The sequence below is a fragment of the Pseudomonas sp. MWU13-2862 genome (assembly GCF_023242495.1).
GTDB lineage: Bacteria > Pseudomonadota > Gammaproteobacteria > Pseudomonadales > Pseudomonadaceae > Aquipseudomonas > Aquipseudomonas gingeri_D.
Genome location: NZ_JALMEZ010000009.1, coordinates 94783 through 120235, shown reverse-complemented (window position 1 = coordinate 120235; position 25453 = coordinate 94783). Strand labels below are relative to the sequence as shown.

Here is a 25453-nt window from a genome sequence, read left to right as displayed (position 1 = left end):
CTATTTGCACTTGACGATCACCGTACGGCTTTTGAAGTTGCCCACGTCGACGCCCAGGGTCTTGTCGCTTTCCTTGGGCGACGGGGTGCCGTCGGTGCCGACGATGGTGTAGCCGGTACCGGCACAGGAGGCATCGGCCTTCTCGTAGCACTTGGCCCAGGACATCGCCTCGCCCGAACAGTCGATAGCCAGGCCCTGCTGGCCGTTGTTCAGGTAGGTTTTGGACGCCGTGGCGCAGCCGCCAAGGGCCAGTAGAGCGATCAATGCCAGAAATTTGTTCATGCCGGCTTCAGTCCTTGTTGCCACGACGCCGGGCGGCGGGGGCGGGTGTATCTTCGAACACCGAGGCCACTTCAATGGCCAGGGCTTCGCTCGGGAACGGACCGGCAACAGGTTCGCCATCGACACCGGTCAGCCACCATTGGCCATCTTTTGCTTGATTGATCAGGTAACCGTTCACGTTCTTTGCTGCCGACATCGATCTGTCTCATGGGCTGATGAAAGGTGCTGATGATAGCTCAGATCAAGGCATAAACCGTCAATAGCGGCTAGAGTTGCTGGCCGAAGCGTAAAGGTCGAGGCTTGACCGGGCCTGTGAGCGCCGGATGTAGCAAAATTTGACACAATCCCGGAACTATCTGCCGCCAGGTTTCTCTAGATTGACGTCAGTCTGCTATCAGCAGGGCATTGTAAGGTGGCCGCTGCCTGATTAGACTGCGCCGAAACTTGTACACACCGCCCTTTCAAGGACTTATATGATCAAGAAATGCTTGTTCCCAGCAGCCGGTTACGGTACTCGCTTCCTCCCAGCGACTAAAGCCATGCCCAAGGAAATGCTGCCGGTGGTGAACAAGCCACTGATCCAGTACGGCGTCGAGGAAGCGCTGGATGCCGGCTTGACCGAGATCTCGATCGTCACCGGTCGCGGCAAGCGCGCGCTGGAAGACCACTTCGACATCAGCTACGAGCTGGAAAACCAGATCAAGGGCACCGACAAGGAAAAGTACCTGGTCGGTATCCGCAAACTGCTGGACGAGTGCTCGTTCTCCTACACCCGTCAGACCGAAATGAAAGGCCTGGGTCACGCGATCCTGACCGGCCGTCCATTGATCGGTGACGAACCCTTCGCCGTGGTACTGGCGGACGACCTGTGCGTCAACCTCGAAGGCGACGGCGTCCTGACCCAGATGGTCAAGCTGTACAAGCAGTATCGCTGCACCATCGTCGCGATCCAGGAAGTCGATCCGCAGGAAACCAACAAGTACGGCGTGATTGCCGGCGACCTGATCGGTGACGACCTGTACCGCGTACGCAACATGGTCGAGAAGCCGAAGCCGGAAGATGCGCCGTCGAACCTGGCGATCATCGGTCGTTACATCCTGACCCCGGACATCTTCGCCCTGATCGAGCAGACCGAGCCAGGCAAGGGTGGGGAGATCCAGATCACCGACGCCCTGATGAAACAGGCCCAGGACGGCTGCGTGATTGCCTATAAGTTCAAAGGCAAACGTTTCGACTGCGGCGGCGCCGAAGGCTACATCGAAGCGACCAACTTCTGCTTTGAGCACTTCTACAAGACCGGCAAGGCTTACTGATCGAGCCTGCTGTTGTAGACAGTACCACGTAGAAAGAAAGCCACCCACCCGGGTGGCTTTTTCGTTAGTGCGCCCTCATGTAGGCCTGACGCTGACCCAGAAGGCTACAGCGGGTATGCTGTGCGCCTGCCGAGGAGATTGAAATGGCCTACGATTTTGACCTGTTTGTGATTGGCGCCGGTTCCGGCGGTGTACGGGCGGCGCGGTTTGCCGCGGGGTTTGGTGCCAAGGTGGCGGTGGTCGAAAGCCGCTACCTGGGCGGGACCTGCGTCAACGTCGGCTGTGTGCCGAAAAAGCTGCTGGTGTATGGCGCGCATTTCGCCGAGGACTTCGAACAGGCCCAGGGTTTTGGCTGGTCGCTGGGCGAGGCGGACTTCGACTGGGCGACCCTGATCGCCAACAAGGACAAGGAAATTCACCGCCTCAATGACATCTACCGCAGCTTGCTGGTCAACAGCGGCGTGACGCTGCTCGAAGGCCACGGCAAGCTGGTGGACCCGCATCAGGTCGAAGTCAACAGCCAACGCTACAGTGCCAAACACATCCTGATCGCCACCGGCGGCTGGCCGCAGATTCCCGATATCCCTGGCAGCGAGCACGCCATCAGTTCCAATGAAGCGTTTTTCCTCAAGGAACTGCCCAAGCGCATCCTGGTGGTCGGCGGCGGCTACATTGCCGTTGAATTCGCCGGGATCTTCCACGGCCTGGGCGCCGATACCCAGTTGCTGTATCGCGGTGACCTGTTCCTGCGCGGTTTTGACGGTTCGGTGCGCCGTCATCTGAAGGAAGAGTTGACCAAGCGCGGGCTGGGCCTGAACTTCAACGCCGATATCGAGCGGATCGACAAGCAGGCCGACGGTAGCCTCAAGGCTACCCTCAAGGACGGTCGCGAGCTGGAAGCGGACTGCATCTTCTACGCCACCGGCCGGCGGCCGATGCTGGACAATCTGGGCCTGGAAAACACCGGGGTGAAGCTGGACAAGAACGGCTTTATCCAGGTCGACGAGCAATACCAGACCGACGAACCGTCGATCCTCGCCCTGGGTGATGTCATCGGTCGTGTGCAGCTGACCCCGGTGGCCCTGGCCGAAGGCATGGCGGTGGCCCGTCGTCTGTTCAAGCCTGAGCAGTATCGTCCGGTGGACTACGCGATGATTCCGACGGCGGTATTCAGCCTGCCGAATATCGGCACCGTCGGCCTGAGCGAAGAGCAGGCGCGGGAGCAGGGCCATGAAGTGCAGATCTTCGAAAGCCGCTTCCGGCCGATGAAGCTGACCCTGACCGAGTGCCAGGAACGGACCCTGATGAAGCTGGTGGTGGATGCCAAGACCGATAAGGTGCTGGGTTGTCACATGGTTGGGCCGGATGCCGGGGAAATCGTCCAGGGGCTGGCCATTGCCTTGAAAGCCGGCGCCACCAAGCAGCATTTCGACGAAACCATCGGCGTGCACCCGACGGCGGCCGAAGAGTTCGTCACCATGCGCACGCCGGTTGCCGGCTGAACCATGGCCCTGGCCGCACCGCCGGACCTGAGCGACACCGACAGGCCGGTACAACCTCTGGCCCGGACTTACCCGCGGGGCTTGTTTATCGAGCCCCATGCCCATGCCTGGGGCCAGTTGCTCTATGCGATGTCGGGGGTGATGTGGGTCGAGACGCCCCACGAAGCCCTGGCGGTCCCGCCGCAGCGCGCGGTTTGGCTGCCGCCCGGTGTTCCCCACGGGATCCGGGTGGTATCGGACCTGCAGATGCGCAATATCTACCTGCGCCCGGCGTTGGCCGAAACCCTTGAAGACACGGTCCAGGTGATCGAGGTCGGCGGCTTGCTGCGCGAGCTGATCGTGCATCTGGTGGAGCAGGCCGAGGATCCCCGGGGCGACTATTACGAAGCGTTGGTCAACCTGGCGCTGCTGGAACTCAAGCGGGCACGCCGCGCATTTCTGAAGATTCCCATGCCCTCGGACAGTGATCGCCGCCTGATGAACCTGTGTCAGGCGGTCATGAGCGCGCCGTCGCTGGACATCTCTTTCGAACAGCACGCCCAATCGGCCGGGGCCAGCGTGCGAACCCTGGCGCGTTTGTTCCAGGGCGAGCTGGGCATGGGCTTCGCCGAATGGCGGCGCCAGGTGCAATTGGCGACGGCCGTGGCGGAGTTGATCCAGGGCGTGCCGGTCAGTCGTATCGCCCGGGAGCTGGGTTATTCGCCCAGCAGCTTCAGCGATATGTTCCGGCGTGCCCTGGGCGTTGCCCCGTCCCACTATCCGGCGGGCTGACGAGCACTGTTCCTGCGGAGGAGGGTGCTTTGGCCGAAAGACAGAAGCCTTTGACCGACGCCCCCGCTTTGCCGGTCATAGACTCTGGGCATTCCCTCACCGAGCCTGGAGTTCGTCATGAGCTACCTTGTTTCTCTCGTCATCGGCATAGCTGTCGGCCTGCTTTACGGCGGGCTCGACTTCCGTTCCCCGGCACCGCCCGCCGTGGCCCTGGTTGGCCTTTTGGGCATGCAACTGGGTGAAAAGGCCTGGCCCCTGGGCAAGCAATTGGTCGCCGGCTGGCTGTCCTGAATCCCGCGTTTTTCTCTGACTGGATACGTACTTTATGAAAGCCCTGCAATTTGCGAAAACCGGCGATCTCTCGGCCCTGCAACTGGTCGACGTGCCCACCCCTGTGCCTGCTGCCGGAGAAGTCCTGGTGCAGATCAAGGCGGCCGGCCTGAACCCCAGCGATGTGAAAAACGTGCTGGGGCGTTTCTCCTACACCACGCTGCCACGGATTCCCGGCCGGGACTTCGCCGGGGTGGTGATCGAAGGGCCGCAATCGCTGCTGGGCCAGGAAGTCTGGGGCACCGGCAAGGAACTGGGCTTTACCGGCGACGGTTCCCACGCCCAATACCTGACCCTGCCCGCCAGCGGTGTGGCGATCAAGCCGACGCACCTGAGCTTCGCCCAGGCCGCCAGCCTCGGCGTGCCGTTCACCACCGCCTGGGATGCCCTGGAACGCAGCCTGGTGAAGGCCGACACGCGTTTGCTGGTGATCGGTGCCAATGGCGCCGTCGGCAGCGCCGCGCTGGCCCTGGCGAAGATTCGCGGGGCCCGGGTGCTGGGCGCGGTGCGCCGTGCGGAGCAGGTCAAGGCGCTTCAGGACAAGGGCTTTGATGCCATTCAACTGGACAAGCCGGAAGACCTCGCGGCGTCGGTCAATGGTGTATTCCCCGGTGGCGCCGATGTGATCTTCGACACCACTGGCTTCTGGCTGCCGCCGGCCGTGACGGCCCTGGCGCCTTTCGGTCGGATCGCGATCATCGCCGCGCCGGTGGACGGCCATGTGCAATTGCCGGCACTGGCGTTGTACCGCAAGGGCGGTTCGGTGGTCGGGATCAACTCGTTGCTCTATGGCACCGAGGCCTGTGCGCGAATGCTCGATCAGTTCGGGCGCTTCTTTGACGAGGGCTTGCTGGAGCTGCCGACGGGGTTGCTGGAGTCGCCGCTGTCCGAGGGCCTGGCGCGTTATGCCGAGGTCAATCAGGGCGGTAGTGACAAGGTGATCCTGTTGCCTTGAGACCCTGAGTCGAGCCGGGGACCTGCGCAAATATCGGCGGCTTGAGCTACAACTGTCTTGCTCATTCAAGGAGACGACTCAATGTTTGCTCACTGGTCCCTGGCAGCGCTTCACCTTCTGGCGTTCGGTATCGCCCTGGCGGCGGTCCTCGCACGCGGCGGGACCTTGCGTCGTCTCACCGGCACCAGTCCGGCCGAGCTGCGGCAGGTGTTTGTCTGGGACAATCTCTGGGGCATCAGCGCCGGTGTCCTGTTGATCACCGGCGCTCTGCGTGCTTTCGGCGGTTTCGAGAAGGGCACGGATTACTACCTGCACCAGCCGCTGTTCCACCTTAAGTTGACCTTGTTCGTGATTATCCTGCTGCTGGAACTGGCGCCGATGATCACCTTGATCAAATGGCGTATCGCCCGGAAGAAGGGCTCGGTCATCGATATCGGCCGTGCCCGGCTATTCGCGCGGAGCAGCCATATCGAAGCCTTGTTGATCATGCTGATGGTGATTGCCGCCAGCGGCATGGCCCGGGGATTCCTGGCCGGGTAGCTGGGGAATCAGGGCTGCAGGTGCAGGCTCGCCCGGATGCCATTGACCACTGGCTCCACACTCTTGTAACCGTCCGCCGACCCGGCATAAAGCAAGGAATACGCCTTGCCGTCGCGGGCTGCGGCCACCAGGGTCTGGGTCATCACGTGCCCGCCGTTCTGGGTGATGGTGCAGGTAGTCTCTACCGCCGCCATGCCGCCCAGGGTGCTGTCGTGAATCCGGTTGCAGACACTCATGAAACCGCGCTCGACGAAGTTCTTCTGCACCGCCTTGCGCATCTCCAGCAACACCCCGGGGAGGTTGACTGCGTGGTCGGGGTTGAGTCCCGACTCGGTCAACTCCATGACCATCAGCGGGTCGCCGTTGGCATCATTCTTCACCGCGCGCTGGCGCAGGCCACTGATCGCTTCGCCCGCGGCGTTCTGGGCCGGAGGCAGGGTCTGTACTTCCCAGTCGCCGGGCCAGGTGATGATCAGGTCGTCAGCCGGGGCCGAGGAGCAGCCCAGTAACAGGACAAGGGCGGTAAAACAGGCACGACATTGCACGGGGGTCATGGGAGGGCACTGATCGAGAGGCTGAAGTTGATTGTTACAGTGTATCAATACTCCACGGGCGATGGCGGATAAAACTGCCGCTGCAATCGACCGTTACTCAGCTAACCCTTTGCTTCTCAAGCTTAATCCCGGACAATCGCGCCCCTCTTATGGCCGGGGCGCTGCCAGTGACATGCTTTTTATCCGCCCCGGTCGCGTGGTAATGACCGGCTAACGGAGATTCGACCGGATGAATGACCAGGCCAACAGCGTCGACGAACGCTATGAATCGGCACCCGCTGTACTGAGCAGTTGGAGCCGCCAAGACACCACCTGGATGCTGGGCCTGTTCGGCACGGCCATCGGCGCGGGCACCTTGTTCCTGCCGATCAACGCGGGGCTCGGCGGCTTCTGGCCGTTGCTGGTCCTGGCGGTGCTGGCGTTCCCCATGACCTTCTACGCCCACCGTGGCCTGACCCGTTTCGTGCTCTCCGGGCGCGATGGCGCGGACATCACCGAAGTGGTGGAAGAGCATTTCGGCATCAAGGCCGGGGCGCTGATCACCTTGCTGTATTTCTTCGCGATCTTCCCGATCCTGCTGATCTACAGCGTGGCTTTGACCAATACCGTCGGCAGTTTCCTCGAACATCAACTGCACCTGGTGCCGCCACCGCGGGCGCTGTTGTCGCTGATGCTGATCCTTGGCCTGCTGGTGGTGGTGCGGTGTGGCGAGCAGGTGATCGTCAAGGCCATGAGCCTGATGGTCTATCCGTTTATCGTCGCCTTGCTGTTCCTGGCGGTGTACCTGGTGCCGCACTGGAACGGCGGCATCCTCGCCACGGCCGGCAGCCCGCCCGAGCCGTCGGCCTTGCTGCACACCTTGTGGCTGGCGATTCCGGTGATGGTGTTCTCCTTCAACCATTCGCCGATCATCTCGGCCTTTGCGGTTGACCAGAAGCGTCGTTATGGCACCCATGCCGAAGAGCGCAGCTCGCAGATCCTGTCGCGGGCGCACCTGCTGATGGTGGTGATGGTGCTGTTCTTCGTCTTCAGTTGCGTGCTGACCCTGTCGCCAGCGCAGCTGGCCGAAGCCAAGGCGCAGAATCTGTCGATCCTGTCGTACCTGGCCAACCACTTCAGCAACCCGACCATTGCCTTCGCGGCGCCGCTGATTGCCTTCGTGGCGATTTCCAAGTCGTTCCTGGGGCACTACATCGGGGCCAGCGAAGGCCTCAAGGGCCTGGTCGCCAAGAGTGGCCGCAAACCCGGCGCCAAGGCCCTGGACCGGATGACGGCGGCGTTCATGCTGGTGGTGTGCTGGTTGGTGGCGACCTTGAACCCGAGCATTCTCGGCATGATCGAGACCCTCGGCGGGCCAATCATCGCGGCGCTGCTGTTCCTGATGCCGATGTACGCGATCCGCCGGGTGCCGGCGATGCGTCAGTATTCGGGGCAGATGTCCAACGTATTCGTCACGCTGGTGGGCTTGGTGGCGATTTCGGCGTTGATCTATTCGTTGTCGGCGTGATCTGAAACGCGATTTCCGTGGGAACTGGCAAGCCAGTTCCCACAGGACACCTCAAACCCAGACGTCGTTACTGGCTGTCATTTCCCCGCCTTCGTCTCCGGTATTGACCACCCCCCGTGGTTCGATCAGCAGCATCCTGACCTCCTTCTCGGCAAACGGCTTGTGCTCGACACCCTTGGGCACCACCAGCATTTCGCCGGCCGCCAGATGCACCTGGCGATCACGAAAGTCGATGCGCAGCACGCCTTCGAGGATGATAAATGTCTCGTCGGTATCGGCATGGGAGTGCCAGACGAAATCGCCTTCGATCTTCACCACCTTGAACTGATAGTCGTTCATTTCGGCAATGACCCGGGGTTTCCACCTGTCATCGAACAGGGCGAGTTTCTGCGCGAAATTGATGGGTGAAAGGGCTTGCGGGGTATTCATGGGCTGGACCTCTGAGCGGATGACTAAGACCCAGCCTAGCTGCATTTCAGTGTCGACCGCTTGTACGATTGTGCAGGCGCTGCATGTTCAGCCAGCGTCCCGGCGACTGACCGAAGGTCTTGCCGAACTGGCGGGTCATATGACTCTGGTCGGTAAAGCCGGCGATCAACGCCGCCTCGGCCAGTGATCGACCCTGAACCAGCAATGACCGGACGAGGTCCAGGCGGCGCATGCTCAGGTAGCGATAAGGGCTGGTGCCGAACAGCATTCGGAAGTCCCGTGACAGATTCCAGCGATCACGCCCGCTGTGTTCGGCCAGCTCATCTAGGGTAACCGTGCGATCCAGGGCGCTGTGAATGTACGCTCGAGCCCGTTCCGCCGCCTGGTAATCGAAGCTTCGCGGCTGGCGTGGTGCGCCACAGAGCGCATTCAGGGTCTGGGCCAGGTCGAACAGCGCGTCTTCCTCCTCCAGTGGATCAAGGACGTTGTCCATGCCCCGCAGCAGGGCTTCGGTGGCCCGGCGCAGGCGCGGATCGTGACTGATACCGCCTGGAACAAAGGGCAGGGGCTGCCCGCCCAGTGCCGATTGGATCAAGGAGGGTTGCACGTAGACCATGCGGTACTTGAAGCCATCCCGCGTCCCGGCCTCGCCGTCGTGCACCTCGTCCGGGTGCAGTACCAAGGTACCGCCGGGCAGGCTATGGCGCTGGCTGCCGCGATATTTGAAACTCTGCACGCCGGACAAGGTGCAGCCGATGGCGTAGGTGTCGTGGCGATGAGGGTCGAAGCCGTGGCCGGAAAAGAATGCTTCAATACGCTCCAGCGGGCTGGATTGTGGCGCCCGCCGGACCCAGTCGGTGATTGCTGTGCGCTGATCCATGTGGCCTGGTGCTCCCTTTACCGTCCGAAGTAAGCGAATGGTAAAGGAAAACGCCGTTTAATCCTTCAATCGAACCACACCTTCTATCTCCACCGCCGCGCCACCTGGCAGGGACTGCACGCCGATGGCCGAGCGCGCATGTCGGCCACGGTCGCCGAAGACTTGGACCAGGACTTCGGAGGCCGCGTTGATCACCTCGGATTGAGCACCGAAATCCGAGGGGGCCCGTACATAACCGGTGATGCGAACGATCTGCTCGACACGTTCCAGGTCGCCATCGCAGGCGGCGGCGACAATCGACAGGAAGTTCGCCGTGCACAGCCGCGCCGCTTCCCGCGCCTGCTCCAGGGAAATATCCTGGCCGACGATCCCGGTGTGGCGAATCTCATGGTTGAAGCGCGGCACCTGGCCCGATACCCACAGCAGGTTGCCGTCACGCACGCTCAATTTGAAGTGTGTCGGGACCACGAAGCTGTGCGGCGCCTCGTGGTAAACCGCCCAGAGCAATGCCTGGAACGGTTGTCGGACCTCGGAGAAGGGCAGCCATTGGCGGTTTTCAGTGCTCATGCCGCTCTCCCGCCGGTTGCTGCTCGGCGGCAAAGGCGCTGTAGCCACCGACATAACAACCGACCGGCTGCGCACTGCCTGCGTCCAGGTCCAGGCGCACGTAGATATCGGAGGGCCGACCCATGGCCCGGCCCTGATGCACCAGGATCGGTTGTTCATCGGCCTCGATCATGCCGTATTCCAGTAAACCGAACGCCAGGGCCGTGGCGGCGATGCCGGTGGCGGCGTCTTCGGGGTAGCCAGAGGCCTTGGGGAATTGCCGGCTGTCGAACTGCCGGGCGATATCCGGGCGCGGGCAGAACAGATAGAGCCCGGTGGAGTCGATCTGCTCGCACAGGTCCTTGATGCGCGGCGAGTCGGGACGCGCGGCATCCAGCAGGGCCGGGGTCTTGACCGGAACCAGGGTCTTGATGCGGCTGGTGGCGGCGTTCAGGAACGGCAGGTCGAGGATGTCGTCCGCTTGCAGGCCGATGGCCTCGATGATCCGTGCCCGTATCTCGGCATCCTCGACCTTGCTCACCACGCCCGCCGGCTGGGAAATCTCGATAAAAGCGTCATCACCCGGCTTGCCCTGGATATGCGCGGTCACGGTGCCACTTTGGGTCTGGATGGACAGCTGCTGGCGGTCGAGCTTGCCGAGTTGTTGCAGCAGCCAGACGGTGCCGATGGTGGCGTGGCCGCACATGCTCATTTCATGCAGGGGGACGAAGAAACGGAAATGGTAGTCGTGGCTGGCCTGATCCTGCGGGGTGAAGGCAAAGCCGCTTTCATGGCCGTAGGCGCGGGCGATAGCGGTCATCTGCTCGGCGCTCAGGCCGTCGGCCGCAACGGCGATGGGGGCGGGGTTGCCGCCGCCCTGTTTCGATTTGAAGACTTCTACAACCTGTACATCACTCATACCTGACCTCACGACACGGTGGATAAGGTCGATTCTGGCAACGGACAGCGACAGGTTCTAGGTGGATCGGGTCCTGCAAGCGAACGTTTGGGCCATGACCTCAATGTGGCTTGCGCAGGTCGCTGGGCACCAGGCCCAGGTAGCGCTTGAACAGGCGCGCCAGGTAGGAAGGCGAATCGATGCCCACGGCCAGGCTGACCTCGAGGATCGACAGGGAACTGCTGGAGATCAGTTGGGCGGCGGTTTCGACCCGGGTGCGATTGGTAAAATCCACCAGGGTTTCATCGGTGCAGGCCTTGAACAGGCGGGTGAGGTGGCGCCGCGACAGGTGGAACTGATAGCCGATAAGGTCGACATTCAGCTCGTCCTGCAGGTGTTCGCGCACATAGCGCTGGATATCGCGGACCAGCAGGGCATTGCGCTGACTATCGCTGTGCTGCGTCGGCGGTTGCTGGCGGGCAATCAGTCGGGCGCACTCTTCGAACAGCAGGTGGTTGAGGTGCGGGACCTGGCGTTGGAAGGCTTCGGCCGAGCATCCCGACGCCAGCTGGTCGTGCAGGCGCAGGATGCTGTCGAGGGTCTCGCTGCCTTGCCAGATCCCCGAACGATCAGCCTGTTCGGCAAAGGCCTGGTAGCCGTCGAGCCGACCCTGGTGATTGATGTAGTGCGAGTCGACGTAGAGCACCACGTGTTTCTCCCGGCCCGGGGCGGCCTGGGTCGAGTGGGCAAAATCCGCCGGCACCAGGGAAAAGGCCTGGCGCGAGACATGGAGCGCATTGGTGTGGCTTTCGGTCGACAGAAACAATCCACCCTGGCGCGGTAACAGCAGCATATGACAGTCGTGGGCGTGCCAGTCCTGGGCATAACCTGTGCTTTCGCTGATCTCGAAGCGGAACACGTCGGGGGACATGCTGCTGAGCTTGGGCGATAAATGCGCCATGGGATCGACCTCCAGCGTGATGATTCAGATGTCTCGCGTCAGTCTATCCGTTAACGCGCCGGGACAAACGCCTGCTCGTCGTCCGCTTGCGGCCGCGACAGCGATTGCCAGTAACGCTCGCCCGCCGCGTCATCGTACAGGCCTTCCCAGCGCGCCACGACCACCACCGCCAGGGCATTGCCGACGATATTCAGCGCGGTGCGGGCCATGTCCATGATGCGGTCCACGCCGGCAATGAACGCCAGGCCTTCGAGGGGAATGCCGACGCTGCCCAAGGTGGCCAGCAGCACCACGAATGACACTCCCGGCACCCCGGCGATGCCCTTGGACGTCACCATCAGGGTCAGCACCAGGGTGATCTGCTGACCGAGGGACAGGTCGATCCCGTACAACTGGGCAATGAACACTGCCGCAATGCTCTGGTACAGGGTCGAACCGTCGAGGTTGAAGGAATAGCCGGTGGGCACCACAAAACGGCTGATGGCCCGTGGCGCGCCGAAGGCTTCCATCTTTTCGATGATCCGTGGCAGCACGGTTTCCGAACTGGCGGTGGAGAAACCGAGGATCAGTTCGGCCTTGAGGATACGGATCAGTCGGAACACCGAGAAGCCGCAGATCCGCGCCACCAGCCCGAACACCACCACGCCGAAAAATGCGATGGCGGCGTACACCAGGGTCACCAGGCGCGCCAGCGGCCACAGCGAGGCGAAGCCGAAGTTGGCCACAGTCACCGAAATCAGGGCGAAAACCCCGAGCGGGGCGTAGCGCATGATCATATGGGTGACCTTGAACATGCTTTGCGAGACGCCCTCCAGCACCCCGACCAGGGGCAGGCGCAGTTCGTCCTTGAGGCTCGACAGACCGAGGCCGAACATCACCGAGAAGAAGATGATCGGCAGCATGTCGCCGCGTACGAGGGCGGCGAAGATATTCGACGGCACCAGGTTCAGCAGGGTGGTGATAAAGGCGTGGTTGGCCTGCACTTCGTTGGTGGTTTTCTCGTACTGGGAGATGTCCGTGGTGCCCAGCAGGCTCATGTCGATGCCATGGCCGGGTTGGAACAGGTTCGCCAGGACCAGACCGACAATAATTGCCACGGTGGTGATGATCTCGAAGTACAGCAAGGTCTTGAAACCGATGCGTCCGAGTTTCTTGCCGTCGCCGACCCCGGCGATACCGACGATCAACGAGGAAATCACGATCGGGATGACGATCATCTTGATCAGGCGGATAAACAGGTCGCCCGCCGGTTGCAGGACTGTGCCGATCCACCAGGCCTTGTCCGCGCTGGAGTGGTTGAGGAGCGCGCCGACGGCGATGCCCAGCAGCAGACCGATGACGATCTGCCAGGCGAGGCTCAGTTTTGCCTTGTTCATGGTAGGAGGGTTCCCGTTTTTGTTGGAGGTCGATACAGGGGCCGGGGAGGCGGGCAATGGCTCGCCGGTGGGGCAGCTCGATGTTGAGCCGCAAATCCCCGGGCATGAGCGCCAATCGGGCCGGGCAAGCTCACGATTGGGCCATGTCTGATCCGGGCCCGGTGTCGATGGCTCTGTTAAACTCGATGGAATTTGAAACGGATTGAGGTGTACCGATGAGCGAACCGATTCGTCTGACCCAGTACAGCCACGGCGCCGGCTGTGGTTGCAAGATCTCGCCCCAGGTGCTGGAAGTGATCCTGGCCGGCAGTGGCGCGCAGAACCTCGACCCGAAACTCTGGGTCGGCAATGCCTCGCGTGACGATGCCGCGGTGTATGCCATCGATGAAGAGCGTGGCGTGGTCTCCACCACCGACTTTTTCATGCCGATCGTCGACGATCCCTTCGATTTCGGTCGGATTGCCGCCACCAACGCCATCAGTGACATCTACGCCATGGGTGGCGATCCGATCATGGCCATCGCCATTCTTGGCTGGCCGGTGAACCTGCTGGCCCCGGAAATCGCCCGTGAAGTAATTCGTGGAGGGCGCGCGGTGTGCGACGCGGCGGGTATCCCGTTGGCCGGCGGTCACTCGATCGACGCCCCCGAGCCGATTTTTGGCCTGGCGGTGACCGGTCTGCTGGAAAAGCGCCATATGAAGCGCAACGACACCGCGACGGCCAACTGCAAACTGTACCTGACCAAACCCCTGGGGATCGGCGTGCTGACCACCGCGGAAAAGAAAGGCAAGTTGCGCAGCGAAGATGTCGGCGTGGCCCGGGACTGGATGTGCACCCTGAACAAACCCGGCAGTCGCTTCGGCAAGCTTGCGGGGGTTACCGCGATGACCGACGTCACCGGCTTCGGCCTGCTGGGTCACCTGGTGGAAATGGCCGATGGCAGCGGCCTGACCGCGCGTATCGTGTATGAGCAGGTGCCGCGTCTGCCGGCCGTCGAGTATTACCTGGATCAGGGCTGCGTGCCCGGCGGTACCCTGCGCAATTACGACAGCTACGCCAGCAAGGTCGGGCCTCTGCGCGAATTGCACAAGCGCGTGCTCTGCGACCCGCAGACCAGCGGTGGGCTGCTGGTGGCGGTCAGCGCCGAAGGCGAGGCCGAGTTCCTCGCCGTGGCTGCCGAACTGGGCCTGGAGCTTGAGCCCATCGGCCAACTGGTGGAGCGACAGAGCCACGCGGTAGAGGTGTATTGATGTCCCGTGATATCACCGACTACCGCAGTTTGTTTCTCAATGACACACCGATGATGGATACCCGGGCGCCTGTCGAATTCAACAAGGGCGCCTTTCCCGGGGTGGTCAACCTGCCGCTGATGACCGACCTCGAGCGGCAACGAGTGGGCACCTGTTACAAGCAGCACGGGCAGCAGGCCGCGATTGTCCTCGGTCACCAACTGGTGGGCGGCGAGGTCAAGGCGGCCCGGCTCCAGGCCTGGGCCGATTTCACCCGCGCCCATCCCGACGGCGTGCTGTATTGCTTTCGTGGCGGGCTGCGCTCGCAGATTGTCCAGCAGTGGCTTCGCGACGCGGGGATCGACTTTCCGCGCGTCGCTGGTGGCTACAAGGCGATGCGCAGCTTTCTGATGCAGACCGTTGAGCTGGCCGTGGCCCAGGCGGACTTCGTCTTGCTGGGGGGCATGACGGGCACCGGCAAGACCGATGTGATCGTTCAACTGGAAAACAGCCTGGACCTGGAGGGGCACGCCAACCATCGCGGTTCCAGCTTCGGCAAGCGCGCTACCGGCCAGCCGTCGAATATCGACTTTGAAAACCGTCTGGCCGTGGACCTGCTGAAGAAGCAGGACCGGGGCATCGAATCCTTCGTGCTGGAGGATGAGAGCCGCATGGTCGGGCGTTGTGCCTTGCCACTGACGCTGTTCCAGGGGATGCAACGGTTTCCCATGGTCTGGCTTGAAGACAGCCTGGAGAGCCGGGTCGAGCGCATCCTGCGGGACTATGTGGTTGATCTCTGCGCGGAATTCGTCGCGGTGTATGCCGATCAGGGGTTCCGGTTGTTTGCCGAGCGACTGCTGGGCAGTCTGGACAACATCCACAAGCGCCTTGGTGGCGAGCGACACCAGCGGATGAAGGCCTTGATGCAGGCTGCGCTGGAGGAGCAGGAACGCAGCGGTGCGGTGGAGCTGCACCGGGGCTGGATCGAAGGTTTGCTGAACGAATATTACGACCCGATGTACGCCTTCCAGCGTGAAAGCAAAGGCGAGCGGATCGAGTTTGCCGGGGAGCAGGCGGCGGTGCTGGAGTATCTCAGGAGCCGCCGCCAAAGACGTTGAGTGGGTAGTGCGTCTTACAAGACCAGCATGGCCACCAGCCCGCTGACCACACCCACCAGCATCGTCAGCACCGCCACGGTCACCAGCACCTTGGCGTCGAACTCCTTGCGCAGCATCAGCAGCGACGGCAGGCTGATGCTCGGCAAGGTCAGCAGCAGTGCCACTGCCGGCGCGGTGCCCAGGCCCAGGGTCATCATGGTCTGCACGATGGGAATCTCGGCCGCCGTCGGGATCACGAACAAGGTTCCGATAATCGCCAGCGGTACCAGCCACAGCAGGCTGTTGCCCATGGCGCCATCCACATGGGGAAACAGCCAGACCCGCGCCGCACCGAGCAACAGCACCGCCAGGATATAGATCGGGATGGTGGTCCAGAACAGTTGCCACAGGGTCTTGCCCCAGCGTGCCATAAAGCTGCTCTGGTCCGGGCTGCTGGCATCGACCACGGCTTCCACCGCCGCTTCCGGCAAGGTTTCCGGACGGGCGACCCGTTGTGCCACCAGCGAAACCCCCAGTACCAGCACCAGGCCCGCCACCAGGCGGATCGCGGTAAAGCCCCAGCCCAGCACGAAGCCCATGAACACCAGGGTCGCCGGGTTGAGCACCGGGTTGGCGATCCAGAACGCCAGCGCCGCGCCCACCGAGACGTTCTGTCGACGCATCCCGGCCGCTACCGGTGCCGCGCAGCACGAACACATCATGCCGGGCAGGGCGAACAGCCCGCCGCGCAGGGTCGAAGCGAAACCGGCGCGCCCGAACAGGCGCAACAGCCAGTCGCGGGGAATCAGCACTTGCAGCAGCGAGCCGAGGATCACTGCCAGTACCGCGGCTTTCCAGATCGCCAGGAAGTACACCTGGGCGTAGGCCAGCGCGGCGGCGACCGGCGAGGCCGGGTTGTCGTTGATGATCGAGGCGCCGATGCTGTGGCTGTCGGCGGCGACGAAGGCCTTGGCGTAATAGGGCGACCATTTGACGTAGTACAGGCCGATGGCGGCGACGGCGAGAAACAGCAATGGTTTCCACCAGAGCGACCAGCCTCGGGCGGGGGCGGCTTGGGTAAGAGTGGGCATGGGAGGGTATCCGATGGATAAGGGGTGATGGGTGAATGATAACCCAGCGGTGGGCCTTCGCCAGCCGTTGGGCCCCCACGTGTGTTGAAGGTTTCGGCCTATCGGGGCGTGGGCGATTTCTTATAGCGTGCCGAGTGTGTACCTCCGCCATTTCAAGTCCGTATGGCGACCTGTTTGATGGCGTATTTCCCGACGACGCGTTGTGTTTTTGCGCAGAGGCGCGGGGTTGAACGGATTATCTCAGGTCATCGGCGGCAAGCGGCGCTTGATCGGTGTCTTCTTGACGATGGCGGTGTTGGTTTCGGCGTGATGGTTGAGTCGGTCCAGCAGCGTATCGAGCTGCTCCATATCGCGGACATGTAAACGGGCGATAAAACAATCGTCGCCGGTGACCTTGTCGCATTCGGTGAACTGGGGAATCGCCTGGATCTGTCGTTCCACTTCCTGCAACTGGCCGGGCAGGGGGCGAATACGCACGATGGCCTGCAACAGGTAGCCGAAGGATTTGGGTTCCACATCGACGGTGTAGCCCTTGATCACGCCGCGTTCTTCCAACCGGCGCAAGCGTTCCGCGACGCTGGGCGAGGACAGCCCGCTGACCTGCGCAAGAGCCTTGAGTGAACGCCGTGAGTCGCTCATCAGAGCGCTGATCAATAGGTGGTCGATTTCGTCAGTCATGGCGGCCTCGTTAGGTCAATCGCTAAAATTACCTTGATAAGAAAGGCAGAAGCAAAGTCTAGCCTATTTCTGGCGCTGGAGAAGCGGCTGGAGGAATGGGCATACTTTTGCCATCTGTCCAAGGCTGACTCAGAGGAACTCATTCATGAACACATCACTGCATCGTGGCTCGCTGGAAATGGTCGCGGCCATGTTGATCTCGGGGACCATCGGCTGGTTCGTGCTGGTGTCCGGCCAGCCGGTGCTGGACGTGGTGTTCTGGCGCTGCCTGTTCGGTGCACTGACCTTGCTGGTGATCTGCGCCGTCATGGGCTTTCTGCGCCCGGGCATCCTGACCCGCACCACCTTCCTGCTGGCGGTGCTCAGCGGCGTGGCGATCGTCGGTAACTGGGTGCTGCTGTTTGCCTCCTATTCCCGGGCCTCGATTGCCATCGGCACGGCGGTCTACAACGTCCAGCCGTTTATGCTGGTGGGCCTGGCGGCGTTGTTTCTCGGTGAGAAGATCACCGCACAGAAGTTGTTCTGGCTGGGTTTGGCTTTTGTCGGGATGCTGGCGATTGTCAGTGCCCACGGGCAGCCGGGAGAGAGCGGCGGCGAGTATCTGCTGGGTATCGGCCTGGCGTTGGCGGCGGCGCTGTTGTATGCCATCGCGGCGTTGATCATCAAGCGTTTGAAGGGGACACCGCCGCACCTGATCGCCCTGGTCCAGGTCTGCACCGGGGTACTGTTGCTGGCGCCCTGGGCGCATATTTCGGCGTTCCCGCAGCAGGCGAGTGCCTGGGGGAGCTTGCTGACCCTGGGGGTGGTGCACACGGGGGTGATGTATGTGCTGCTGTATGGCGCGATCCAGAAATTGCCGACGGCCATGACCGGGGCGCTGTCCTTTATCTACCCGATTGCGGCGATCTTCGTCGACTGGTTCGCCTTCGGTCACCAGTTGGTGCTGGTGCAGTGGGTCGGGGTGATTGCCATTCTGCTGGCGGCGGCAGGGATGCAACAAGGCTGGACGCTGGGCTTCAAGCGGGTGCTTGTGCGCTGAGGGTTTGGAGCAGCCGGATCAGAAGATCCGGCTCTAGAGTACGACGGGCTATCGTGGCGCGACGCTGACCTCAGGCACCATTGCGATAACGCGCCGCCGGCAGGACCTGCATGTAGTTCGGCAGCATCGCCAGGCGAGCGGCTTCCAGGGCTTGCCACTGGCCTTCATCGGGCAGCGGTGGAATGGTTACGGTTTCACGGCGATCAAAGCCCACCAGCGCCGCATCCACCAGATCATCGACTTCCATGACCGCCGACAGGTCCTCGATCCGCTTGCCCGAGCGTTCCCAGATTTCGGTGCGGGTGGCGGCCGGCAGGACGGCCTGCACATACAAGCCCTTGCCACCGAGTTCGATATTCAGCCCCTGGCTGAAGAACAGTACAAAGGCCTTGGTCGCCCCATAGACCGTCATCTGCAGTTCCGGCGCCAGGCCGACCACCGACGCGACGTTGATGATCGACCCCGTGCCGGCCTGGACCAGGCGCGGGGTGATTGCACTGGTCAGGCGGGCCAGGGCGGTGATGTTGAGGTTGATGACCTGGCTCACCGCATCAGGCGCCTGCTCCAGGAAAGTCCCGGCTCCGGCCATCCCGGCGTTATTGATCAGAATGCCTATCTTGTCGTCGTCGCGAACCCGAGCTTCGATACGGGCCAGATCGCCGGCATCGGTCAGGTCGGCCTGGACCACATCCACCGAAACCCCGGTTTCCTGCCGCAGCCGCTCGGCCAGGCTGTCCATGCGGGCCTTGTCCCGAGCCACCAGCACCAGGTCGTGGCCGCGCTTGGCAAAGCGATCGGCATACACGGCACCGATACCGGTGGAAGCGCCGGTGATCAGAACGGCGGGTTTGACTGTCATGACGGTAATCCTCAGCGGGTTGATTTATTCATGACCATTGTCATGTTTAGTAAATATGATAGCTGTCATGTATACTGTCAAGCCTATTACCGGAGGTTTCCAATGAAGGTCAGTCGCGAGCAGGTGGCAGAGAACCGGCGCAATATCCTCGAAGCCGCCAGTCGGCTGTTTCGCGCCAAGGGATATGAGGCGGTCACCGTGTCGGAGGTGATGAAGGCGGCGGGGCTGACCCATGGCGGCTTCTACGGGTATTTCGCCTCGAAGGACGATCTGGTGGCCCAGTCCCTGGCCCATGTGCTTTCGACGGCGGTGCCGGCGGGCGCCAACGTGGCGGGTTATGTCACGCAGTATTTGAGTTCCGCACATTTGAAGGACTGTGCCGGTGGCTGTCCGATGGCCGGGCTGGCATCGGAGACCAGCCGTCAGGCCCCCGAGGCGCGGGCGCAGATGACCGGGAGTATTCGCCGTCAGATCGAGAGTTTGAGCCAGGCCATGGTGGGTGCCACGGTCGAGGAAAAACGCCGTGCCGCTACTGGAAGCTGGGCCGCGATGGTCGGCGCCATGGTGTTGGCGCGGGTCTGTGATGACCCGCAGTTGGCCGACCAGGTGCTCAGCGACACGCGGGAGTGGTTACTGACGCAAGAGGCGGCGTCTGAGGCTTAGGACCTCAGTTGCCGATCACATACAGACAGATCGACAGTGTCACCAGTGATCCCAGGGTGGAAATCAGGATGGTGCTCGACACCACCGAGGCTTCGCGCTTGTAGTACTCCGCCAGCATAAAGGGCCCGGTGCCGGTGGGCAGCGCGCTCAAGAGCAGCGCCGAATTGGCCCAAAGCGGCGGCAGATGAAACACCTTGAAGGCGAGGAGCCAGGTCAGCAGCGGGTGGGCGATCAGCTTGATCAGCACCAGCATTGTCGCGCCCTGGCGTGGGCCTTGTTGCTTGTGGGCGAGGAACAGCCCCAGGGAGATCAGCGCGCAAGGAATGGTGGCGGCGCCCAGCAGGCTGAGAAACTTCTCGAAAGGCGCCGGCAACGGTGCTCCACCCCAGGCCCAGAGCGCGCCGAGCAAGGGTGAAACCACCAGCGGATTTTTCGCCAGGGCCAGCAGCACCTTGAAGACGATCCGGTGCACCTGGCGTTCGGTCTGCAAGCCGATCTCGATACACACCAGGGCCAGTCCGAAGAGCACGCAGACCACCAGCAAAGAGGCGATCAACGCCGGCTCCAGGCCGTTCTGGCCGAGCACCATCACGCACAGTGGAATCCCGATATACCCGGTATTGGCGTAGGACGCGCTGAGGGCATCGATGCTCGCGTCGGCAAAATGCCCGGACTTGCGCCAGCGTAGCAACAAGGTCAGGACAAACATCGCCAAGGTACTGAGGGTAAACGCCAGGACAAATCCCGGGTGCCAGATCTGTTCCCAGGTCGCGGTCGCCGTGGTCTTGAACAGCAGCGCCGGCAGGCACAGCCAGACCACCATGCGGTTGATCTCGGAAGCCGCGTTGGGGCCCAGTCGATTGGTTCGACGGCAGATGAAGCCGACCAGGATCAGGGCAAAGATGGGCAGCAGGACGCTTAGTACGGAGGACATTATTGAAGCTGAAGCCTTGGTGGTAGGCGGGTGGGGAAGGGTAAAGGCGGAGATCGTTAGCCTGCAATCTTTATTCTCGGGGCGAGGGATTCGAGCCTGGGTGCTGCCTGGGGTGAGGCGGCGTTGGAGCGCCGCACACCCTGTGTTGTGGCACCTATTGCGCTTCCCGATCCAGCAACTGCCGTTTGCGTTCCACGCCCCAGCGATAACCGGACAGGTTACCGTCGCTGCGCACCACCCGATGACAGGGAATCGCCACGGCCAGGCTGTTGGCGCCACAGGCCTGGGCCACGGCGCGGAAGGATTTCGGCGCACCGATCATCTGTGCGATCTCGGCATAACTTGCGGTACTGCCCACTGGAATGTTGCGCAGTGCCTGCCAGACCCGTTCCTGAAAAGCTGTACCGCGCAGGTCCAGCGGCAGATCCAGGCCAATGGCCGGGGCCTCGATAAAACCCACCACCTTGGCGATCAGTTGCTCGAAGGCGGCGTCGCCGCCAATGAAATGCGCCTGCGGGAACTTGTCCTGCAAGTCCTTGGCCAGGGCATCCGGATCATCACCGAGCAGGATCGCGCAGACACCGCGATCACTCTGGGCCACCAGGATTGCCCCCAACGAGCACTCGCCGATGGCAAAGCGAATATCGGTGTTGGTACCGCCGGCGCGATAGTCGCTGGGTTTCATGCCCAGCACGCCATTGGACGATTCGTAGAACCGGCTGCTGGCGTTGAAGCCGGCTTCGTACAAGGCCTCGGTGACCGAGCCGCCCCGGGCCAACTGTGCCCGTAGTTTGCCGGCGCGATGAGCGGTGGCGTAGGCCTTGGGTGTCAGGCCGGTGACCGACTTGAAGACCCGATGGAAGTGAAAAGGGCTCAGGCCCAGCTGTTCGGCCAGGGGATTGAGTGAGGGTGGGGTGTCGGACGTTTCAATGAGTTGGCAGGCCCGGGTCACCAGGGCCACGTGTTGCTCGTTGATCGACGTCTGGTCGGCGGCGGCACGCCGGCTTGGCCGGTAGCCGGCAGCTTCGGCCTGCTCGGGGGTATCGAAGAACTCGACATTTTCCGGATTGGGCCGACGCGCGCCACTGCTCGGGCGGCAGTACACGCCCGTGGTTCTGACGCCGTAGACGAAGCTGCCGTCGGCGCTGGCGTCCCGTGTCAGTACTGCTTGCCAGCGCGGATCCTGTTCCATGGAGTTTCCTTGGGTCGAGGTATTCATGGTGTTCTCCTGTCGGAAGATTCAGTTCTCGCTCAGCTTAGGGGCGCTGCGAGACAGGAAAACTCCGAGTCTTGCGGTTGAATTCTACTGACTGTGAGCGGGATGTCAGGTGGCGTCATGAAAGATGATGCCCAGGGTATGCCGCTGGCCTGCATTCACGCGGCTGACGCCATGGCGCATATTTACGCGATAGAACCCCCGCGTGCCGTGAACCGGGCGCTGGGACACGGCAAAGATCACCGCGTCGCCCTGTTTCAGCGGGACCACCTGGGGACGGCTCTGCATGCGTGGGCGCTGCTCGGTGAGGACGAACTCGCCGCCGGTAAAATCTTCTCCCGGTTGGGACAGAAGAATGGCCACTTGCAATGGAAACACCTGTTCGCCATACAGGTCCTGGTGCAGGCAGTTGTAGTCACCGGCTGTATATTGCAGTAGCAACGGGGTGGGGCGTTGCTGGCCGGCGTCATGACAACGTTGGAGCAGGGCCTGGTGTGTTTCGGGAAACGATCCGGCTATTTGCATGCGCTCGTTCCAGTCATTGGCAATCGTTGCCAGAGGCGGGTAGAGCGTGGTGCGAAGCTGCTGGACCAGTGGCGGAAGCGGGTAGGTGAAGTATTGGTATTCGCCCTGGCCAAAACCGTGGCGGGCCATGACGACCCGGGAGCGAAAAGACGCTTTGTGCGGGTACAGGGCGGCCAGTTCCAGGCATTCTTCGGGGCTGAGGAGGTTGGGCAACAGGGCGTTGCCTTGCTGGTCCAGGTCGCGGCGGATCGCCGGCCAATCCAGTGATTGTATTCGGGTGTGCATGAGCTTGCCTCGGGGCATATCCGGTGAGGCTTGCAGTCTAGAAAGGCCGCTGGGGCTAAACACTCCGACTCTTGCGGTTGAATTTTCCGGGTAGCGGCAGACATGGAACGATGCAGTTTCTTTGCCCGAGAGGGGCTGTGTTTCCCTGGCGTGCTCCCCTAGGATGTCCACTCTGTATTTTTGCCAGGAAACATTGCTCATGTCCGCCCATCATCGTCTCGCCGTGCCCTTGTCCAAAGCCTATCGCCTGCTCAATCACGGTCCTACGGTGCTGGTCAGCGCTGCCCACGATGGCCAGCGCAATATCATGGCGGCCGCCTGGGCCATGCCGTTGGACTTCGAGCCACCGAAGGTCGCGGTGGTGATCGACAAGTCCACCTGGACGCGGCGTCTGCTGGAGGCCTCGGGGACTTTTGTGATCAACGTGCCTTGCGTTGCCCAAGCCGATGTCGTGCAAACCGTCGGTACGACTTCCGGCCTGGAGCTGACCCAGAGTCATAGCCGCGACAAGTTCGATGCCTACGGCCTGGAAACCTTCAAGGCTGAGAAGATCGATGCGCCGATGCTGGAGGGCTGTGTCGCCTGGCTGGAGTGCCGCTTGCTGCCGGAGCCGCGCAACCACGAACAGTACGACCTGTTCCTGGCCGAAGTGATTTCAGCCCAGGCTGATTCGCGGGTGTTCAGCGAGGGGCGCTGGCATTTTGAGGGGCATGACGCGTTGCGTACCTTGCACCACGTCGCCGGCGGGCATTTCCTGAAAATCGGCGACGCGGTGGATGGTGAGATTCTGCGGCCCTGACTCAGCGGCTGGCCATCAGATGGGCGCCGAACAGCAGGTAGCAAGTCCCGGCGAAACGATCCAGGCCTTTGCGGCAGCGGCTGTAGAAGGCTGACATCCGCGTACTGGCAAACACCAGGGCCACGCTGGAGTACCAGCAGAAGGACAGGCTGCTCATGATCGCGACGGCCATGGCCAGCAGCGGCGCGGACGGGGAGCTGGGCATGGTGGTGGCGAAGATGGTCGCGACGAACAGCGCCGACTTGGGATTGGTCATATTGCCCAGCAGGCCCCGGCTATAGGCCGAGAGCAGGCTGCGTTTGGGTTCGTGGAGCGTGGGTTGCTGGCCGGCGTTGGCGGGTTGTTTACGCAGGAACAGCTTGATGCCGAGGTAGATCAGGTAAGCGCCACCGGCAATCTTCAGCACCAGGTACAGCGATGGCGCGGCGGTGAACAGCGACTTGATCCCCAATCCACCGGCCAGGCCCCAGAGGATGGTACCCGTGGCGACACCCAGTGCGCAGACCACGCCGTGTTTGCGCGAATTACCGGCGGCGAGCTGGGCGGTGGTGAAGAAATTGGGGCCTGGCGTGACTACGGCAACAGCCCAGAGCAGGGCGAGGGAGATCAAGGGACCGGCATACATCAGGTTCTGGGTATCCATGGGGTACGTGCCTCAATGTTGTTCAATCTCGTTGTGCCTGCCCGAAGCGCTCGCGATAAACCGAAGGTGGCAAACCGACCAGGCTGCGAAACGCAACCCGGAAACTTTCGACGGAGCGATAGCCGCATTGTTCGGCGATACGGTCGCTGCTTTCATTGCCACTTTCCAGTAATTCTCGGGCTCTGGCCAGTCGTTCGTGCTGCAGCCAGGCTTTGGGAGTGATGCCGGTTGCCTCGCTGAAGCGTCGCAGGAAGGTACGCTCGCTCATCGCGGCCTGGCTGGCGAGCTGGCGGACTTCCAGCGGTTCATGCAGGCGTTCCCGGGCCCATTGCATGACCCGTGACAGATCATTGCGTGGCGTACGACCGACCGGTGCCGGAATAAATTGCGCCTGGCCACCTGTGCGTTGAGGCGACATCACCAGTCGCCGGGCCACGGTATTGGCCACCTGGGTGCCGAAGTCACGAGCGACCAGATGCAGGCAGGCATCGATACCGGCCGCGCTGCCAGCCGAGGTGATGATCTGCCCGGCGTCGACGTACAACACATCGGGATTCACCTCGATGGCAGGAAACCGCGAGGCGAGTTCTTCTGTGTAACGCCAATGGGTGGTCGCCTGTCGACCATTCAACAGGCCGGCTGCAGCCAGTACGAACACCCCCGAACAAATGGAAACTATCCGCGTACCTCGGGCGTGAGCCTGTTGCAAGGCCTCGATAAGTCGTGCAGGAGGTGGCTCGATACGGCTGCGCCAGCCGGGAACGATCAGGGTTCGTGCGTCTTCAAGTTGTTCCAGCCCTCCGTCGGCCAGCACCTGGATACCACCCATGGCCCGCATCGGTCCGGGATCGACGCCGACGATACGGTGCTCATACCAGGGAAAGTCGAACTCAGGGCGCGGCAAACCGAAGATCTCCACGGCTATGCCGAATTCGAAAGTGCAGAGGCCATCGTATGCCAGGATCGCGACCAGGCCGGGAAAGGAAGTCATATGGCGGAAACTTACCAGTCAGTGTCTTGTTCGCCACTGTAGCGATAACGGCGAGCTGGATAAAGTGTTCTCACACCCACTGATTGGAGCATCCACACCATGACAAGCCTGGTTCGTAGTATCCCTGCCGCCCCTTCGGCGATTGCCTTGAGGCATTTCAGTCACCGCCTGACCTTGGAAACTGATTGTTCCGACGTGCATGCCAGCCAGCAGAGTGGCGAGCTGGATTTCGTGCTGGTGGATGTGCGAGGTGAGTCGGCCTTTGCACAGGGGCATGTGCCCGGGGCGATCAATATGCCCCATCGGTTGATGACCGCCGAGTACCTGGCGCAATACCCGCGAGACACGTTGTTTGTGGTCTATTGCGCGGGCCCGCATTGCAACGGCGCCCACCGTGCGGCGGTGAAACTGGCTGCGCTCGAGTATCCGGTGAAGGAAATGATGGGTGGGGTGATGGGATGGCTGGATGAAGGCTTCAGCCTGGCGGGTGAGCAGGCGCAGCAACGGGAAGGGGGGGGTGCTTGTGCGTGTTGAGATTTCGGTTGGTACTTGATGTGTGA

At 62.2% G+C, this 25453-nt stretch carries 30 protein-coding genes; 13 read left to right on the top strand and 17 right to left on the bottom strand.

Going from position 1 to position 25453, the window contains the following annotated elements; all coding sequences use genetic code 11:
• Complete coding sequence (locus M5C56_RS17570; RefSeq protein WP_103494656.1) at positions 1 to 282, bottom strand: hypothetical protein; 282 nt, start codon at positions 280 to 282, stop codon at positions 1 to 3.
• Between the two features lie 7 nt (positions 283 to 289).
• On the bottom strand, positions 290 to 478 hold the full coding sequence (locus M5C56_RS17565; protein WP_103494657.1) for a hypothetical protein: 189 nt from the start codon (positions 476 to 478) through the stop codon (positions 290 to 292).
• 277 nt (positions 479 to 755) lie between these two features.
• On the opposite strand from M5C56_RS17565, the gene galU reads away from it, so the two are divergent.
• From galU to M5C56_RS17535, 6 genes are all read left to right on the top strand, one after another.
• Positions 756 to 1595 (top strand): UTP--glucose-1-phosphate uridylyltransferase GalU, encoded by an 840-nt coding sequence (galU, locus tag M5C56_RS17560; protein WP_100943795.1) that lies wholly within the window; start codon positions 756 to 758, stop codon positions 1593 to 1595.
• A gap of 143 nt (positions 1596 to 1738) precedes the next feature.
• The gene (gene gorA, locus M5C56_RS17555) at positions 1739 to 3097 is read left to right on the top strand and encodes a glutathione-disulfide reductase (RefSeq protein WP_103494658.1); all 1359 of its coding nucleotides are present in this window, start codon (positions 1739 to 1741) and stop codon (positions 3095 to 3097) included.
• A gap of 3 nt (positions 3098 to 3100) precedes the next feature.
• A complete protein-coding gene (locus tag M5C56_RS17550; RefSeq protein WP_103494659.1) occupies positions 3101 to 3868 on the top strand; it encodes a helix-turn-helix transcriptional regulator in 768 nt (255 codons plus the stop codon).
• A gap of 117 nt (positions 3869 to 3985) precedes the next feature.
• On the top strand, positions 3986 to 4159 hold the full coding sequence (locus M5C56_RS17545; protein ID WP_103494660.1) for a DUF1427 family protein: 174 nt from the start codon (positions 3986 to 3988) through the stop codon (positions 4157 to 4159).
• A 34-nt stretch (positions 4160 to 4193) separates the two neighbouring features.
• Positions 4194 to 5153, top strand: coding sequence for a zinc-binding alcohol dehydrogenase family protein (locus M5C56_RS17540; protein WP_103494661.1), 960 nt, complete (start codon positions 4194 to 4196; stop codon positions 5151 to 5153).
• Positions 5154 to 5234: 81 nt separating this feature from the next.
• Positions 5235 to 5693 (top strand): DUF2214 family protein, encoded by a 459-nt coding sequence (locus tag M5C56_RS17535; RefSeq protein ID WP_103494662.1) that lies wholly within the window; start codon positions 5235 to 5237, stop codon positions 5691 to 5693.
• An 8-nt stretch (positions 5694 to 5701) separates the two neighbouring features.
• Here M5C56_RS17535 and M5C56_RS17530 read toward each other — a convergent pair whose 3' ends face one another.
• On the bottom strand, positions 5702 to 6247 hold the full coding sequence (locus M5C56_RS17530; RefSeq protein WP_103494663.1) for a DUF4946 domain-containing protein: 546 nt from the start codon (positions 6245 to 6247) through the stop codon (positions 5702 to 5704).
• Between the two features lie 229 nt (positions 6248 to 6476).
• On the opposite strand from M5C56_RS17530, the gene M5C56_RS17525 reads away from it, so the two are divergent.
• Positions 6477 to 7754 carry a serine/threonine transporter gene (locus tag M5C56_RS17525; RefSeq protein WP_103494664.1) on the top strand — a complete coding sequence of 426 codons (1278 nt, stop codon included), beginning with the start codon at positions 6477 to 6479 and terminating at the stop codon, positions 7752 to 7754.
• A 51-nt stretch (positions 7755 to 7805) separates the two neighbouring features.
• Here the strand turns inward: M5C56_RS17525 and M5C56_RS17520 are convergent, their stop codons facing one another.
• From M5C56_RS17520 to gltP, 6 genes are all read right to left on the bottom strand, one after another.
• Complete coding sequence (locus tag M5C56_RS17520; protein WP_103494665.1) at positions 7806 to 8183, bottom strand: cupin domain-containing protein; 378 nt, start codon at positions 8181 to 8183, stop codon at positions 7806 to 7808.
• Positions 8184 to 8229: 46 nt separating this feature from the next.
• Positions 8230 to 9063 (bottom strand): AraC family transcriptional regulator, encoded by an 834-nt coding sequence (locus M5C56_RS17515; protein ID WP_103494666.1) that lies wholly within the window; start codon positions 9061 to 9063, stop codon positions 8230 to 8232.
• Positions 9064 to 9120: 57 nt separating this feature from the next.
• Positions 9121 to 9630, bottom strand: a complete 510-nt coding sequence (locus M5C56_RS17510) for a RidA family protein (RefSeq protein WP_177143788.1) — start codon at positions 9628 to 9630, stop codon at positions 9121 to 9123.
• Positions 9620 to 10528 (bottom strand): PhzF family phenazine biosynthesis protein, encoded by a 909-nt coding sequence (locus tag M5C56_RS17505; protein ID WP_103494668.1) that lies wholly within the window; start codon positions 10526 to 10528, stop codon positions 9620 to 9622. The genes M5C56_RS17510 and M5C56_RS17505 overlap by 11 nt, the downstream gene beginning before the upstream one ends.
• A gap of 100 nt (positions 10529 to 10628) precedes the next feature.
• Entirely contained in the window at positions 10629 to 11468 is an 840-nt protein-coding gene (locus M5C56_RS17500) for an AraC family transcriptional regulator (RefSeq protein WP_103494669.1), read from the bottom strand.
• A 50-nt stretch (positions 11469 to 11518) separates the two neighbouring features.
• Entirely contained in the window at positions 11519 to 12844 is a 1326-nt protein-coding gene (gene gltP, locus M5C56_RS17495; protein ID WP_103494670.1) for a glutamate/aspartate:proton symporter GltP, read from the bottom strand.
• A 215-nt stretch (positions 12845 to 13059) separates the two neighbouring features.
• Here gltP and selD point away from each other — a divergent pair, with 215 nt between their 5' ends.
• Both selD and mnmH read left to right on the top strand, forming a co-directional pair.
• A complete protein-coding gene (selD, locus tag M5C56_RS17490; RefSeq protein WP_103494671.1) occupies positions 13060 to 14094 on the top strand; it encodes a selenide, water dikinase SelD in 1035 nt (344 codons plus the stop codon).
• Entirely contained in the window at positions 14094 to 15191 is a 1098-nt protein-coding gene (mnmH, locus tag M5C56_RS17485) for a tRNA 2-selenouridine(34) synthase MnmH (protein WP_103494672.1), read from the top strand. Before selD ends, mnmH begins: the two co-directional genes overlap by 1 nt.
• A gap of 14 nt (positions 15192 to 15205) precedes the next feature.
• Here the strand turns inward: mnmH and M5C56_RS17480 are convergent, their stop codons facing one another.
• Positions 15206 to 16261 (bottom strand): permease, encoded by a 1056-nt coding sequence (locus M5C56_RS17480; protein ID WP_103494673.1) that lies wholly within the window; start codon positions 16259 to 16261, stop codon positions 15206 to 15208.
• A gap of 240 nt (positions 16262 to 16501) precedes the next feature.
• Entirely contained in the window at positions 16502 to 16939 is a 438-nt protein-coding gene (locus M5C56_RS17475; protein ID WP_100943811.1) for an Lrp/AsnC family transcriptional regulator, read from the bottom strand.
• 145 nt (positions 16940 to 17084) lie between these two features.
• Here M5C56_RS17475 and M5C56_RS17470 point away from each other — a divergent pair, with 145 nt between their 5' ends.
• Positions 17085 to 17978 (top strand): DMT family transporter, encoded by an 894-nt coding sequence (locus M5C56_RS17470; RefSeq protein ID WP_103494674.1) that lies wholly within the window; start codon positions 17085 to 17087, stop codon positions 17976 to 17978.
• Positions 17979 to 18048: 70 nt separating this feature from the next.
• Here M5C56_RS17470 and M5C56_RS17465 read toward each other — a convergent pair whose 3' ends face one another.
• Positions 18049 to 18837, bottom strand: coding sequence for an SDR family oxidoreductase (locus M5C56_RS17465; protein WP_103494675.1), 789 nt, complete (start codon positions 18835 to 18837; stop codon positions 18049 to 18051).
• A gap of 102 nt (positions 18838 to 18939) precedes the next feature.
• Here M5C56_RS17465 and M5C56_RS17460 point away from each other — a divergent pair, with 102 nt between their 5' ends.
• Complete coding sequence (locus M5C56_RS17460) at positions 18940 to 19500, top strand: helix-turn-helix domain-containing protein (RefSeq protein ID WP_103494676.1); 561 nt, start codon at positions 18940 to 18942, stop codon at positions 19498 to 19500.
• Between the two features lie 4 nt (positions 19501 to 19504).
• Here the strand turns inward: M5C56_RS17460 and M5C56_RS17455 are convergent, their stop codons facing one another.
• The 3 genes from M5C56_RS17455 to M5C56_RS17445 form a co-directional block, all read right to left on the bottom strand.
• Positions 19505 to 20434: an AEC family transporter gene (locus tag M5C56_RS17455; protein ID WP_103494677.1), complete on the bottom strand. Its 930-nt coding sequence runs from the start codon at positions 20432 to 20434 to the stop codon at positions 19505 to 19507.
• Positions 20435 to 20588: 154 nt separating this feature from the next.
• The gene (gene ada / locus M5C56_RS17450; RefSeq protein WP_103494678.1) at positions 20589 to 21653 is read right to left on the bottom strand and encodes a bifunctional DNA-binding transcriptional regulator/O6-methylguanine-DNA methyltransferase Ada; all 1065 of its coding nucleotides are present in this window, start codon (positions 21651 to 21653) and stop codon (positions 20589 to 20591) included.
• Positions 21654 to 21758: 105 nt separating this feature from the next.
• The gene (locus M5C56_RS17445) at positions 21759 to 22460 is read right to left on the bottom strand and encodes a 2OG-Fe(II) oxygenase (RefSeq protein ID WP_103494679.1); all 702 of its coding nucleotides are present in this window, start codon (positions 22458 to 22460) and stop codon (positions 21759 to 21761) included.
• A gap of 199 nt (positions 22461 to 22659) precedes the next feature.
• Here M5C56_RS17445 and M5C56_RS17440 point away from each other — a divergent pair, with 199 nt between their 5' ends.
• Positions 22660 to 23259, top strand: coding sequence for a flavin reductase family protein (locus tag M5C56_RS17440; RefSeq protein ID WP_103494680.1), 600 nt, complete (start codon positions 22660 to 22662; stop codon positions 23257 to 23259).
• Between the two features lies 1 nt (position 23260).
• Here M5C56_RS17440 and M5C56_RS17435 read toward each other — a convergent pair whose 3' ends face one another.
• Together M5C56_RS17435 and ftrA are read right to left on the bottom strand one after the other, a co-directional pair.
• Positions 23261 to 23902, bottom strand: coding sequence for a LysE family transporter (locus tag M5C56_RS17435; RefSeq protein ID WP_103494681.1), 642 nt, complete (start codon positions 23900 to 23902; stop codon positions 23261 to 23263).
• A gap of 22 nt (positions 23903 to 23924) precedes the next feature.
• Positions 23925 to 24893, bottom strand: a complete 969-nt coding sequence (gene ftrA, locus M5C56_RS17430; RefSeq protein ID WP_103494682.1) for a transcriptional regulator FtrA — start codon at positions 24891 to 24893, stop codon at positions 23925 to 23927.
• A gap of 99 nt (positions 24894 to 24992) precedes the next feature.
• Here ftrA and M5C56_RS17425 point away from each other — a divergent pair, with 99 nt between their 5' ends.
• Positions 24993 to 25427: a rhodanese-like domain-containing protein gene (locus tag M5C56_RS17425; protein WP_103494683.1), complete on the top strand. Its 435-nt coding sequence runs from the start codon at positions 24993 to 24995 to the stop codon at positions 25425 to 25427.
• Positions 25428 to 25453 lie beyond the last annotated feature (26 nt).